12 protein-coding genes are annotated in these 13209 nt (G+C 65.8%); 1 reads left to right on the top strand and 11 read right to left on the bottom strand.

What is annotated here, in order from left to right; all coding sequences use genetic code 11:
• The first annotated feature begins 78 nt into the window (after positions 1-78).
• Entirely contained in the window at positions 79-822 is a 744-nt protein-coding gene (gene cnbZ / locus ACVIYL_RS40775) for a 2-amino-5-chloromuconate deaminase CnbZ (protein ID WP_253609673.1), read from the top strand.
• A gap of 275 nt (positions 823-1097) precedes the next feature.
• Here cnbZ and ACVIYL_RS40770 read toward each other — a convergent pair whose 3' ends face one another.
• The 11 genes from ACVIYL_RS40770 to ACVIYL_RS40720 form a co-directional block, all read right to left on the bottom strand.
• Positions 1098-1988, bottom strand: coding sequence for an ABC transporter permease (locus ACVIYL_RS40770; protein WP_456781241.1), 891 nt, complete (start codon positions 1986-1988; stop codon positions 1098-1100).
• A 4-nt stretch (positions 1989-1992) separates the two neighbouring features.
• Entirely contained in the window at positions 1993-2934 is a 942-nt protein-coding gene (locus tag ACVIYL_RS40765) for an ABC transporter permease (RefSeq protein WP_016842919.1), read from the bottom strand.
• Between the two features lie 31 nt (positions 2935-2965).
• Positions 2966-4477: an ABC transporter substrate-binding protein gene (locus ACVIYL_RS40760; protein ID WP_253609671.1), complete on the bottom strand. Its 1512-nt coding sequence runs from the start codon at positions 4475-4477 to the stop codon at positions 2966-2968.
• A gap of 17 nt (positions 4478-4494) precedes the next feature.
• Complete coding sequence (locus tag ACVIYL_RS40755) at positions 4495-5592, bottom strand: ABC transporter ATP-binding protein (protein ID WP_456781240.1); 1098 nt, start codon at positions 5590-5592, stop codon at positions 4495-4497.
• On the bottom strand, positions 5589-6578 hold the full coding sequence (locus ACVIYL_RS40750) for an ABC transporter ATP-binding protein (protein WP_456781239.1): 990 nt from the start codon (positions 6576-6578) through the stop codon (positions 5589-5591). Before ACVIYL_RS40750 ends, ACVIYL_RS40755 begins: the two co-directional genes overlap by 4 nt.
• Positions 6575-7285: a DUF1028 domain-containing protein gene (locus ACVIYL_RS40745; protein ID WP_456781238.1), complete on the bottom strand. Its 711-nt coding sequence runs from the start codon at positions 7283-7285 to the stop codon at positions 6575-6577. Before ACVIYL_RS40745 ends, ACVIYL_RS40750 begins: the two co-directional genes overlap by 4 nt.
• A 15-nt stretch (positions 7286-7300) precedes the next feature.
• Positions 7301-9106, bottom strand: coding sequence for a gamma-glutamyltransferase family protein (locus ACVIYL_RS40740; protein WP_456781237.1), 1806 nt, complete (start codon positions 9104-9106; stop codon positions 7301-7303).
• Positions 9107-9218: 112 nt separating this feature from the next.
• A complete protein-coding gene (locus ACVIYL_RS40735; protein WP_456781236.1) occupies positions 9219-10211 on the bottom strand; it encodes an ABC transporter ATP-binding protein in 993 nt (330 codons plus the stop codon).
• Entirely contained in the window at positions 10208-11191 is a 984-nt protein-coding gene (locus ACVIYL_RS40730; RefSeq protein ID WP_316398448.1) for an ABC transporter ATP-binding protein, read from the bottom strand. Before ACVIYL_RS40730 ends, ACVIYL_RS40735 begins: the two co-directional genes overlap by 4 nt.
• Entirely contained in the window at positions 11188-12147 is a 960-nt protein-coding gene (locus ACVIYL_RS40725; RefSeq protein ID WP_076827131.1) for an ABC transporter permease, read from the bottom strand. Before ACVIYL_RS40725 ends, ACVIYL_RS40730 begins: the two co-directional genes overlap by 4 nt.
• A 10-nt stretch (positions 12148-12157) precedes the next feature.
• The gene (locus ACVIYL_RS40720) at positions 12158-13138 is read right to left on the bottom strand and encodes an ABC transporter permease (RefSeq protein ID WP_038383837.1); all 981 of its coding nucleotides are present in this window, start codon (positions 13136-13138) and stop codon (positions 12158-12160) included.
• Positions 13139-13209 lie beyond the last annotated feature (71 nt).

Below are 13209 nucleotides of genomic sequence, written 5' to 3'. Positions count from 1 at the left end.
CTTTTCTTTGTCTCGTGATAGCCTTTGCCGACGGCGGGCAGAAAATACTCGCCTCAAGGAAATCCGGAGGAAACAGGCATGGCGAGCGAGTTTGCGGCGGGCAATTACCGGTTCATTCCGGCCGTGTTCCAATATTCAAGCGGCGCGCAGGCGAACGCGGGCTATGAGATCGAGCGGGTGCGCTTCGATCGCCTGCTGCCGCTCGCGGAAGGTTTTGCGCGGATCGCGGCCTACATCCGCGATGCCGGCCGGCCGCTGACCGCGTTCTGCGCCTGCGAATTGCGTTCGCCGGCCGCCTTCACCGAGGACGGCTTCCGCGCCTTCAACCAGCACTACGTCAAGACGCTCGCCGAATGGGGCCTGTTCGACGGCACCATCAATCCGGTGGCGCGCAGCAACGTCTGTCCCGAGATCGATCCGCCGGCCGAGCCGTCGTTCCATGCGTTCTCGTTCACGCGGCCGAGCACGACGACGTCGCCGTCCTTCGTGATCGCCGGCGGCGCTGAGGCGCGCAGTGGCACCGCCAGCTATCCGGACCGCATCGTTTGCTATCGCGATCTCAGCCCCGGCGCGTGGCGGGAGAAGGTCCGCTTCACCGCCGGCGAGATGGAACGCCGTCTCGCCGAGTTCAGCTTCGGCTGGCAGGAGACGACGGCGGTGCAGGCCTACACCGTGCACGACATCCATCCCGTGCTCGTGGACGAGCTGGTCCGCCGCGGCGCCACCCGCTCCGGCCTGACCTGGCACTTCTGCCGCCCGCCGGTGGTCGATCTCGAATACGAGATGGATTGCCGCAGGGTGCTGCGGGAAGTGGTGATTTAGCTTCCGCCGTCATTGCGAGGAGCGAAGCGACGAAGCAATCCATAGCTCCGCATGCTCGGTGATGGTGGATTGCTTCGCTTCGCTCGCAATGACGAGAACTTGGTGTCCCGTCATCCTGAGGTGCGAGCGAAGCGAGCCTCGAAGGATGAACGGCCCGGTCGGTGGCCGTCGACCCTTCGAGACGCGCGCAAGATGCGCGCTCCTCCAGCGACAAAGGCGAGCCTTTGCGCGGGGGTGACGGAGAGAGCATAGGCGCTCGCTGTGGCACGAATCCACTACCGCGCCTTCGGGTCCAGCGCGTCGCGCAGGCCGTCGCCGACCAGATTGAACGACAACACGACCAGGAAGATCGCAAGCCCCGGCCAGACCGCCATCCAGGGCGCGCTGGTCAGGAAGCGTTGCGCGGCGTTGAGCATGCTGCCCCAGGACGGCGCCGGCGGCTGCTGGCCGAGGCCGAGGAACGACAGCGCGGCCTCGGCGATGATCGCGGCCGCGATCGACAGCGTCGCCTGCACCAGCAGCGCCGGCAGGATGTTGGGCAGGATGTGGACCAGCGCGATGCGCCAGCGCGGGTTGCCCATCGCGCGCGCCGCCTCGACATAGTCCTCGACCTTAACGCTCATCACCTGGCCGCGGGTCAGGCGGATGAAGATCGGCGTCGCCGAGACGCCGATCGCGATCATGGCATTGCTAAGACTCGGGCCGAGGAATGCTGCGAGCGCGATCGCCAGGATCAGGAACGGGCAGGCCAGCATCGCATCGGTGATGCGGCTGATCAGCGCGTCGATGAAGCCGCCGAGATAGCCGGCGACGAGGCCGAGCGGCACGCCGATCGCAAGCGCGATGCCGACCGAGATGACGCCGGCAAGCAGCGAGGCGCGAGCGCCGAACACGACGCGGGCGAACACGTCGCGGCCGAGTTCGTCAGTGCCGAACCAGTGCTGCGCCGACGGCGCCTTGCGTACCAGCGACCAGCTCGTCGCAATGGGATCATAGGGCACGATCAGCGGCGCGAACACGGCGAGCAGGATGAAGAGCGCGATCACGGTGAGCCCGAGCACGGCACCCTTGCGCCGGATCAGCCGCCGCCAGGCGCGCCGCGCCGGGCTCTCGAGCGTTTCGGCGACGGCAAGCGGAGCGAGGGGGCTGAGTGCAGCGTCGGTCATCCGATCAGCCCCTCAGCCGCGGGTTGACGAGGATGTAGGCGATGTCGGCAATCAGGTTGAGCGTGATGTAGATCGTCGCCGTGGTCAGCACCACGCCCTGCACGACCGCATAGTCGCGGTTGAACACGGCATCGACGATCAGCTTGCCGAAGCCCGGGATCGAGAAGATCTGCTCAGTGAGCACCGCGCCCGATAGCAGCGTGCCGAGCTCGAGCGCGCCGAGCGTGATGATCGGCGTCAGCGCGTTGCGCATCGCATGCTTGAGGATCACGGTGCGCTCGGACAGGCCCTTGGCGCGCGCGGTGCGGACATAGTCGCTCTCCAGCACCTGCAGCATCGCGCTTCGCGTATGCCGCATCAGGATCGCCGCGATCGCATTGCCGAGCACGAAGGCCGGCATGACCGATGCGGCGAGGCTCGCGCGCCAGTTTTCGCTGAGCGGCACGTAGCCGGAGGCCGGCAGCCAGCCAAGTTCGACGGAGAACAGGAAGATCAGCATGATGCCGAGCCAGAAATTCGGCGTCGAGATACCCCACAGCGCGAACAAATTGGCGCCATAGTCCCACGCGGTGCCGATTTTCACCGCCGAGATGATGCCGGCGGGAATGCCGATCAGGAAGGCGACCACGATCGCCATGCCGGCGATTTGCATCGTAACCGGCAGCTTCTGCGCGATCAGGCTCGACACCGGCATCTTGTTGCGCAGGGACTCGCCGAGGTCGCCCGTGAGCACGCCCTTGACCCAATAGGCGTATTGCACCGGGATCGGTTGATCCAAATGGTATTGCTGGCGGATCTGTTCGATGACGGCCGGATCGCGCTCCTCGCCGGCCATGACGAGTGCCGGATCGCCGGGCAGCAAATGTTGCAGCGAGAAGATCAGGAGCGAGACGAAGAACAGCGTCGGGACCAGCTGAACCAGCCGCTTGGCGAGGAAGTTCAGCATTGTCGGCCCCGCGTGTCCTGCGCTGTGGCGATCATTTCAATTTCAGCCCGACCACGCGCACCAATCCGTCCGGCATCTGCCGGTAACCCTCGACCTTGGTGGAGTGGGCGATCAGGAGTGTGCGGTGATAGATGTAGATGATCGGCTCGTCATTGAGCACGATCCTGGTCATCTTCTCGTAGATTGCCTTGCGCTGGGCGGGATCGTTGATCAGCCGTGCATCTTCCATCAGCTTGTCGGCTTCCGCGTTGGAATAGCCGCCATCGTTCTGCGGCGCCTTGGTGTGCAGGAAGACATAGGAATTGCCGTCGGGATCGATCCGGCCGCTCCAGTTGATCTGAAACACCTGAAATTCGCCGGCCTGGGCCTGCTTGAAAGTCGTCGCAAATTCGACCACGCGGATCTTGATGTCAAAGCCTGCTTCGGCCGCCATCGACTGCACGACCTGGGCTACGGCTTCGTTCTCGGCGCCTTTGGGGACCATGTAGTCGATGGCGACGGGCAGCGTGACACCGGCCTCCTTCAGCAGCGCTTTGGCCCTGGCGATGTCGCGGCCCCGAACCGGAAACGCCTTCTGATAGTAAGGGTGTGTCGGGCTGACCCACTGATTGCCCGGCGTGAACTCGCCGTTGAAGACGACCTGATTGAGCGCCTCGCGGTCAATCGACAGATCGAGCGCCTGGCGCACCTTTTCCGACTGGCTGAGCGGCCCCTTGCTCTTGTCGTTGCCGATGTTGATGGTGAGGCCGAGATAGCCGAGTTCAGGTGCGGTCGACAGCACGAGCCGCTTGTCACTTCGGACGTCCTTGATATCGGTGGCAAGCACGCGCTCGATCAGATCGAGCCCGCCGGATTTCAGATTGGCGAGCCGCACCGTGGCATCGACGATAGGAAGGAACACGATGCGATCGATGAAGACGTTGTCCTTGTTCCAGTAATCCCCGAATTTCTCGAACACCATGCGGTCCTGCTGCACGCGTTCGACGAACTTGTAGGGTCCGGCGCAGACTGGATGCAGGCCGAATTTGTCGCCCGCTTCCTTCACCGCCTTCGGCGAAACCATCATGCCGGCGCGGTCGGTCAGCTGGGCGATCAGCGGCGAGTAGGGCGTCTTGAGCACCAGCTTGATGGTCAGGGGATCAACGACGTCGACGTGGTCGAGCGCAGCCAATTCCGGTTTGCGAAACGAGGTCGGCAGCGTCAGATGGCGCTCCAGCGAGAATTTGGCGGCTTCAGCGTCGAACGGCTCACCGTCGTGGAACTTGACGCCCGGCCGGAGCTTGATCGTCATCTCCTTGCCGTCGGCCGAGTTCTCGTAGGACAGCGCGAGTTGCGGAACGATGTTCAGCTTCTCGTCAATGTCGAACAGCTTGTCGCAGAAGGCTGAAAAGACGATGCGGCCGACATAGGTGCGTCCGATTGAAGGATCGAGGATGTCGGGGTCCTCGGCGAGCCCGATGCGAAGTGTCGTCTCGGCACGCGCGCTCGTTCCGCACCATGTCACGAGGGCCGCCATCAGGACCGCCAAGCGCCAAAATCTCATCGCCAACCCCTTATTCCCTACGCCTCTGTTCCCTGTGAAATAACCCCGGGCTGTCCCGAGGCTTCCGCCGCATTGAACGCCGCCACCAGCTTTTCCAGTGTCGGCGAGAACCCGCCATCGGAGGGCACGATCGCCTCCGCGTCGGGCAGTTCGCCCGTCCGGTGACAGGCCGATGCATATCCGGTGCCATCTTCGCGCAATTGCGGCACTTCGCTGCGGCAGCGCGCGATCACATAGGGGCAGCGGGTATGGAAGCGGCAGCCGGAGGGCGGATTGAGCGCGCTCGGCAGCTCACCCTCCAGCACGATGCGGCTGCGCTTCGCACGCGGCTTCGGCACCGGGATCGCCGACAACAACGCGCGGCTGTAGGGATGGCGCGGGGCGGCGAACAGCGCCTGTGCATCCGCGGTCTCGACGATGGTGCCGAGATTCATTACCGCGACGCGGTCGGCGATGTGCTTCACCACGGCGAGATCGTGCGAGACGAAGATGTAGGCAAGCTTCAGGCGGTCCTGCAGGTCGCGCAGCAAATTCAGGATCTGGGAGCGGATCGAGACGTCGAGCGCCGACACCGGCTCGTCGCAGATGATCAGCTTCGGCTCGACCGCGAGCGCGCGGGCAATCGCGATGCGCTGACGCTGGCCGCCGGAGAATTCATGCGGATAGCGGCGCGCAAAGCGCGGCTCGAGCCCGACCAGGCGCAGCAGCTGCTCGACCCGCGCGCGGCGGTCCGCGGCCGGGACGAGATTATGCAGCGCCAGCGGCTCGGTCAGGATCTGGCTCACCGTCATGCGCGGGTTGAGCGAGGCGTAGGGGTCCTGGAAGATCAGCTGCGCGTCGCGGCGGAATGCGCGCAGCTGCCCGGCATTGAGCGTGCCGAGGTCGCGGCCCTCGAAGCGGATCCGTCCGGCGTCCGGCTCGATCAGCCGCAGCACCAGCCGGCTGACGGTGGATTTGCCGCAGCCGGATTCGCCGACCAGCGCCAGCGTCTTGCCGGCCTCGACCGTGAAGCTGACGCCGTCGACCGCCTTCACATGGGCGGTCGGCCGGCCGAACAGCGAGCGTTCGGCGACGAAATGCTTCACCAGCCCTTCGACCTCGAGCAGCGCGGTCATGACACCAGCCGCTCCAGCGGCGCACGGATGCAGCGCGAGGCGTGGGTCGGGCTCAGCAGCGCGAGCGGCGGCGGCGATTTGGTGCAGGCATCCTCGACGAACGGACAGCGCGCGGCGAAGCGGCAGCCGGCGGGCGGCTTCGCCATGTTCGGCACCATGCCCTCGATGGTGGCGAGATGGCTGGTGCGGCGATCGAGCCGCGGGATCGAGCCGAGCAGGCCGACCGTGTAGGGATGCTGCGGATTGGCGAACAGCTCGTCGACCGGCGCGCGCTCGACGATCTCGCCGGCATACATCACCGCGACCTCGTCGCAGACTTCGGCGACGACGCCGAGATCGTGGGTGATCAGGATGATCGCGGCGCCGCTCGCGGCCTTCAGCTCCCGCATCAGATCGAGGATCTGCGCCTGCAAGGTGACGTCGAGTGCGGTGGTCGGCTCGTCGGCGATCAGAAGCTGCGGGTCGCAGGCCAGCGCCATCGCGATCATCACGCGCTGGCGCATGCCGCCGGACAGCTTGTGCGGAAACTCGTCGATGCGTTTCTCGGGCGAGGGAATATGCACGCGGCGCAGCAGCTCGATGGTGCGTTCGCGCGCCGCGCGGCGGGAGCCGCCGCGATGGCGCAGAATCGTCTCCGTAATCTGGTCGCCGATGGTAAAGCTCGGATTGAGCGAGGTCATCGGCTCCTGGAAGATCATCGCGAGGCGATCGCCGCGCAGGTCGCGCAACGTCTCGTCCGGCACCTCGAGCAGGTCGAAGCCCTCGAAGCGGATCGCGCCGGACACCGCGGCGGATTGCTTCGGCAACAGCCCCATGATTGCGAGCGAGGTCACGCTCTTGCCGCAGCCGGACTCGCCGACCAGGCCGAGCGTGGCGCCCTTGGCGACGGAGAGATCGACGCTGTCGACGGCATGCGTGGTGCGGCCGTCATCGCCCTGGAAGGTGACGCGCAGGCCTTCGATCTCGATCAGCGGGCCTGCTGTCATTTACGGCTCGTGGTTGCCGCCGCGATGCCGGCGTCGATGGTGGCGCGATCGCTGGTTCCGGCCGGGTTGTCGCGGGTCGGCATGAAGCTCCGGAATGGCGCCCAGTGCTCGCGGCTGACGGCCTCCAGCCGCTCCAGCTCGCGCAGGGGATCGGCGTGGTCGTCGACGCGCAGGTCGAGCAATGGCCATTCCTCCGCGCCGTGAATTAAGAGAGCCGCCGACTGCTTGCCGCGCTTGTCGCCGCCGGCCGCTTCGCCGGCGAACATCGCCTTGATCAGCCGCTCCGCGAACGGCAGCTTCTCGTTCGCGGCATAGACGCGCGCGGTCTCGTCGAGCACCGCGGGGCCGGCCAGCATGTTGCCGGCGATCGAGAACCCGTCGCCGGCGATATGGCCGAACCAGTCGATGCAGTCCTTGCCGGAATGCGCCGCGATGCGGCCCCTGACGTCCATGACGTGGAGCTGCCGGCTCTCGCGGCCGCTGTCGGGCGCAATCAGCGCCGCGATCACCTCATGCGGGCTGTTGCCGCCGCGCAGCAGCGCGAGGCCGTCGATGCCGTAATAGGGATTGACCAGCGCCTGCGTCGCCACCGCGCCGATTGCGGGTGCGATGTGCGGCACCAGCGCGCCGACCGCGAAGAACCGCGTCGCGACGGCGATGCCGAGCTGGCCGGTGGCGCTGTCGCGGGCGATGATCGACCAGGTCATCTCAAACCTTCGTGTTTAGCGGCCTGCGGCGTAACCCTGCATGCCGCGCGGATTGGCGGCGGCGCGGCGGCGGGCGCCGACCTTCGAGGCCGCGGTGAGGCGGCCTTCCGACCAATCGGGACCAATCTCGACCACATGGCCGCGGCGCTTCAATTCGTCGATGGTCGATTTCGGCACGCGGTTTTCCAGCACCAGGACGCCGGGCCGCGAGGTGCGCGGCCAGAACGAGATCGGGAAATGCTCGGAGTGCCAGGCCGGCGCGTCGATCGCCTCCTGCAGATTGAGCCTGGCGTGCACATGACGCAGGAAGAACTGCGTGATCCACTGGTCCTGCTGATCGCCGCCCGGCGAGCCCCAGGAGAGATACGGCTCGCCGTCGCGCAGCGCCATGGTCGGCGAGAGTGTTGTGCGCGGCCGCTTGCCCGGCGCGAGCGAAGCAGGGTGGTTCTCTTCGAGCCAGAACATCTGGGCGCGGCTGCCGAGGCAGAAACCGATCTCGGGAATCACCGGCGAGGACTGCAGCCAGCCGCCGGACGGCGTCGCCGAGATCATGTTGCCGGCCTTGTCGATGATGTCGAAATGCACGGTGTCGCCGCGCACTTCGCCGAACCGGCCGACGGTCGGCTCGCCCGCGCCCATGGCGCCGACCGCTTCACGATGCCCTTCGGCGTGTCGCAACTTCACAACGCCGCCGAAGCCCTCGACCGAACCGGGGCGGAAGTCGAGCGACGCCTTGTCTTTTGAGATCAGCTTGCGCCGTTCGTTGTTATAGGCGTCGGAGAGCAGCGTTTCGATCGGGATGTCGGTGAATTTCGGGTCGCCGTAGAACGTCTCGCGATCGGCATAGGCGAGCTTGGCGGCTTCGATCTGCAGATGGATGAAGTCGGGGCCTGCGGGATCGAGCCCGTCGAGCTCGAAATCCTTCAGCAGCGCGAGCTGCTGCAGCATCACCGGACCCTGGCTCCAGACTCCGGCCTTCTGCACGGTGTAGCGGCCGTAATCATAGGTGAGCGGCGCCTCGATGGTCGGCTGCCAGCGCGCCATGTCGTCGGCCGACAGGACGCCGCGATGCGGCGAGCCGGAAACGTCCATCACCTCCTGGGTGCGACAGAACTTGTCGATCGCCTCGGCGACGAAGCCCTTCGACCAGGCCTGCCGCGCGCGCTCGATCTGCGCGACGCGATCGCCGCCGGCACTCTCCGCCTCGGTGAGGATGCGTGCATAGGTCTCCGCGAGCTTCTTGTTGGTGAAGATGGTGCCGGGCTTCGGCACCTCGCCACCAGGCAAATAGACGTCGGCCGATGTGGTCCAGTATTTCCGGAACAGTTGTTCGACGGTCTTGATGGTGGCCGATGCACGCTCGACCAGCGGATAGCCGTCGCGTGCGTAGGCGATCGCGGGCTCCAGCACGTCGCGCAGCTTCATGGTGCCGTAGTCGCGCAGCAGCAGCATCCAGGATTCGAATGTGCCGGGCACGCAGGCCGCAAGCAGGCCGGTGCCGGGCACCATCTCGAGGCCCTCGCTGCGATAATGCGCGATGGTTGCCTTCGCCGGCGCCGGGCCCTGGCCGCAGATCACTTCGCTTTTGCCGCGCTTGACGTCGTGCACGATGATCGGAACGTCGCCGCCGGGGCCGTTCAGATGCGGCTCGACCACCTGCAGCGTGAAGGCGGTGGCCACTCCGGCGTCGAAGGCGTTGCCGCCTTTCTCCAGCGTTGCCATGCCGACCGCGGTGGCGATCCAGTGCGTCGAGGTGACGACGCCGAAGGTGCCTTCGATCTCGGGCCGGGTTGTGAACGGATCGGGGTTGATGTTGCTCATGGCGATTGACCGTTCGTCGGTTTGTTGTTGGGCCTTCTCGGCGGGCGCACTTGATCACAGGCCGGCTGGTATGCCAACCGCTTGGTGCACATGGCCGCTCCCATCCGCGTGATCATGCCGGAACGGCGGCGGGACTGTTGACGGCATGGCAGGCCACGCCGTCGATCAGTTCCGGCGTCTTCTGGCGGCAGAGATCGAAGGCGAGGGGACAGCGCGGGTTGAACGAGCAGCCCGGCGGCGGATCGATCGGATTCGGAATCTCGCCCTTTACCGGGATGCGCTGGCGACCGGACATCGCAAGGTCCGGAACCGCGCCGAGCAGCATCTTCGTGTAGGGCATCCGCGGGTTCTCGAACAATTCCCGACCCTCGGCGATCTCGACGATGCGGCCGAGATACATCACGCCGATCCGGCTCGCCATGTGGCGGACCACTGCGAGATTGTGGCTGATGAAGAGATAGGTGAGGCCGAACTTGTCCTGCAGGTCGCGCATCAGATTGAGGATCTGCGCCTGCACGGAAACGTCGAGCGCCGAGGTCGGCTCGTCGCAGACGATGAACTCGGCCTCGGACGCCAGCGCGCGGGCGATCGCGATGCGCTGGCGCTGGCCGCCGGAAAATTCGTGCGGGAATTTCTGGCCGTCGTCGGGGTGCAGGCCGACCAGCGAGAGCAATTCGCCGACCCGGGCCTTGATGTCGCGCTCGCCCTGGATCAGGTCGAAGGCGCGGATCGGCTCGGCGACGATGGCGGCGACCCGGTAGCGCGGATTGAGGCTCGCATAGGGATCCTGGAAAACCATCTGGATGCGCCGGCGCAAGCGGCGGCGCGCCTGGCCCTGCCGCGGGTCGGTCATCGAGACCCCGTCGATGACGACCTCGCCCGAGCTCGGCGGCAGCAGGCCGACCACCATGCGTGCGACTGTGGTCTTGCCGGAGCCGGATTCGCCGACCAGCGCGAAGGTCTCGCCGCGCTTGATGTCGAAGGAGACGCCATCGACGGCTTTCAGGAATTCGAGATGGCCGCCCTCGATCACGCGGTTGAGCCACGGCTTGGAGACGTCGAAGACGCGGCGCAGGTTCCTGACCTCGATGAATGTTCCGCTCATGCCGCCGTCTCCTTCGCCGGCTCGAACAGATGACAGGCAACGAACTGCGTGCCCTGCCGGATCGGCTCGGGGCGTTCGACGTGGCAGCGATCGAAGGCAAACGCGCAGCGCGGATTGAACGGGCAGCCCGGCGGAATCGCCGACAGCCGCGGCATCGAGCCGGGGATTTGCACCAGGCGCTTGTCCTCGCCGGCAAGCGTCGGGATCGCGCCCATCAGGCCCCTGGCGTAGGGATGCAGCGGATTGCGCACCACCTCCTGCACCGGGCCGATCTCGGCGATGCGGCCGGAATACATCACCGCAACGCGGTCACAGGTCTCGGCGATCACGCCCATGTCGTGGGTCACCAGCATCACCGCGGTGCCGTGGTCGCGGCCGAGGCGCTTGATCAGCGCGATGATCTGCGCCTGCACGGAGACGTCGAGCGCGGTGGTCGGCTCGTCGGCGATGATCAGTTCGGGCTCGGCGCAGATCGCAAGCGCGATGACGACGCGCTGGCGCATGCCGCCGGAGAATTCGTGCGGGTAGCCGTCGATGCGCTTCTCCGGCGCTGGAATGCCCACTTCGGCCAACAGATCGATGGCGCGCCTGCGCGCGGCGCTCTCGCTCAGATTGCTGTGGGTGCGAATGGTCTCGATGATCTGGTCGCCGATCCGGTACAGCGGATTGAGGCTGGTCAGCGGATCCTGGAAGATCATGCCGATCCGCTTGCCCCTGATGCGGCGGATCTCCTCCAGCGGAAGATGGTCGATCCGCGTGCCCGAGAGCTCGATCTCGCCGCCAGAAATCCGCCCGGGCGGATCGATGAGCCCGATCACGGCAAGGCCGGTGACCGATTTGCCGGCGCCGGACTCGCCGACCACGCCGAGCACCTCGCCCTTGGCGATGTCGAACGACACGCCGTTGATGGCGCGCAAGGTCGCACGGCGGGTGACGAATTCCACCTCGAGATTGCGCACGGAAAGAACAGGCTTGGTCATCGGAGCTTCGGATTGAGGGCGTCGCGCAGCCAGTCGCCGAGCAGGTTGATGGAGAGGATCAGGCCGGCCAGCGCAATGCCGGGGAAGGCGACGATCCACCATTCGCCGGCGAACAGATAGTTGTTGCCGATCCGGATCAGGGTGCCGAGCGAGGGCATGGTGTCGGGCATGCCGGCGCCAAGGAACGACAGCGTCGCCTCGGTGATGATCGCGAGCGCGAGGTTGATGGTGGCGATGACGAGGATCGGGCCCATCGTGTTCGGCAGCACGTGCCGCAGCATGATCTTCGGCGCCGGCAGGCCGATCAGCTGCGCCGCGGCCACGTAGTCCTTGTTCTTCTCGACCATCACCGAACCGCGCACGGTGCGGGCATATTGCACCCAGAAACTGAGGCCGATCGCGATGATCAGGACGCCGAGCGTGCTCATCTCGTCGAGCCGGTTGCCGAGCACCGATTTGGCGACGCCGTTGACCAGCAGCGCGATCAGGATCGCGGGGAAGGTGAGCTGCACGTCGGCGATCCGCATGATCACGGTGTCGACCACACCGCCGAAATAGCCTGCGATCAGCCCGAGGGCGATGCCGAGCGCGCCGGCAAAGACCACGCCGGCCAGGCCGACCGCAAGGGAGATGCGCAGGCCGTAAAGGATCGCCGAGAGCACATCGCGGCCCTGCTCGTCGGTGCCGAGCAGGAACGGGCTTTGGCCGTCGGCGGTCCACAGCGGTGCGATCCGCGAGTTGATCAGCTGCAGCTGTGCCGGGTCGAACGGGTTCTGCACCGCGAGCCATGATGCGAAGATTGCGAGCAGAAAGAACAGCAGCGTAATCACGGCGGCGACCATCGTCAGCCTGGAGCGACGGAACGAATAGAAGATGTCGCTGTCGAGCGCGCGCCTGAACCAGCCGGCAGGGGCCTGGTGGCCTTGGGAACGATGGGGGACGACGGCATCGGACATCGGTCAGCCCTCACGCCGCGCGGCCGACGGTCGAGCGCAAGCGCGGATCGACCACGGTGTAGAGGATGTCGACCACGAGATTAATGGTGACGAAGATCAGCGAGACCATCAACAGATATGCGGCCATGATCGGGATATCGACATTTTGCACGGCCTGCACGAAGAGAAGTCCCATACCCGGCCATTGGAACACGGTTTCGGTGATGATCGAGAAGGCAATAACCGAGCCAAACTGCAGACCGGCCACCGTGATGACCGGAACCAGGGTGTTCTTCAGCGCATGGCCGAAATGGATCGCGCGCGTGGTCAGCCCGCGGGCGCGGGCGAAACGGATATAGTCGGTCCGCAGCACTTCCAGCATTTCGGCACGCACCAGCCGCATGATCAGGGTCATCTGGAACAGCCCGAGCGTGATCGCCGGCATGATCAGCGCCTTCAGGCCCGAGACGGTCAGCAGTCCGGTGGTCCACCAGCCGAGCTTCACCACCTCGCCGCGGCCGAAGGAGGGCAGCCAGCCCAGCGTCACCGCGAACAGATAGATCAGGAGGATGCCGATCAGGAAGGTCGGCAGCGAAATGCCGATCAGCGATACCGCCTGGAATAATTTGGCAAGCACTGTGTCGCGGCGCAGCGCCGAATAGACCCCCATCAGGATGCCGGCCACCATCGCGAACAGCGTGGCGCAGATCGAAAGCTCCAGCGTCGCCGGCAGCCGCTCCGCCAGCAGCGAGGAGACCGGCAGGCGGAACTGGTAGGAGACGCCGAACTTGAACTGCAGCGCATTGATGAAGTAGCGGCCGAACTGCACCAGCACCGGATCGTCAAGGCCGAGCGACTGCCGGATTTCGGCGCGCTGCGCGGCCGAGGTGTCGATCGAGACGATCTGGTTCACCGGGTCGCCGGCAAAGCGGAACATCGCGAACGCAATCACGCCCACGGCGAGCATCACGCCGATTGCCTGCAGGAAGCGGCGAAGAGTGAAAGCCAGCATCTCTACCTTTCACTGCTTTTGACATTGGCGCGCGGCCTTGCGCGGCCGGAAAACGAGCGGTCCCGGAAGCC

The sequence above is a fragment of the Bradyrhizobium sp. USDA 3315 genome (assembly GCF_054056795.1).
This window is presented reverse-complemented; position numbering and strand designations above follow the sequence as displayed.

What these genes read in the sequence shown, in the direction of transcription:
- cnbZ (WP_253609673.1), top strand. Translation starts at nt 79, where the DNA reads ATGGCGAGCGAGTTTGCGGCGGGCAATTACCGGTTCATTCCGGCCGTG.
- ACVIYL_RS40770 (WP_456781241.1), bottom strand. Translation starts at nt 1,988, where the DNA reads ATGACCGACGCTGCACTCAGCCCCCTCGCTCCGCTTGCCGTCGCCGAA.
- ACVIYL_RS40765 (WP_016842919.1), bottom strand. Translation starts at nt 2,934, where the DNA reads ATGCTGAACTTCCTCGCCAAGCGGCTGGTTCAGCTGGTCCCGACGCTG.
- ACVIYL_RS40760 (WP_253609671.1), bottom strand. Translation starts at nt 4,477, where the DNA reads ATGAGATTTTGGCGCTTGGCGGTCCTGATGGCGGCCCTCGTGACATGG.
- ACVIYL_RS40755 (WP_456781240.1), bottom strand. Translation starts at nt 5,592, where the DNA reads ATGACCGCGCTGCTCGAGGTCGAAGGGCTGGTGAAGCATTTCGTCGCC.
- ACVIYL_RS40750 (WP_456781239.1), bottom strand. Translation starts at nt 6,578, where the DNA reads ATGACAGCAGGCCCGCTGATCGAGATCGAAGGCCTGCGCGTCACCTTC.
- ACVIYL_RS40745 (WP_456781238.1), bottom strand. Translation starts at nt 7,285, where the DNA reads ATGACCTGGTCGATCATCGCCCGCGACAGCGCCACCGGCCAGCTCGGC.
- ACVIYL_RS40740 (WP_456781237.1), bottom strand. Translation starts at nt 9,106, where the DNA reads ATGAGCAACATCAACCCCGATCCGTTCACAACCCGGCCCGAGATCGAA.
- ACVIYL_RS40735 (WP_456781236.1), bottom strand. Translation starts at nt 10,211, where the DNA reads ATGAGCGGAACATTCATCGAGGTCAGGAACCTGCGCCGCGTCTTCGAC.
- ACVIYL_RS40730 (WP_316398448.1), bottom strand. Translation starts at nt 11,191, where the DNA reads ATGACCAAGCCTGTTCTTTCCGTGCGCAATCTCGAGGTGGAATTCGTC.
- ACVIYL_RS40725 (WP_076827131.1), bottom strand. Translation starts at nt 12,147, where the DNA reads ATGTCCGATGCCGTCGTCCCCCATCGTTCCCAAGGCCACCAGGCCCCT.
- ACVIYL_RS40720 (WP_038383837.1), bottom strand. Translation starts at nt 13,138, where the DNA reads ATGCTGGCTTTCACTCTTCGCCGCTTCCTGCAGGCAATCGGCGTGATG.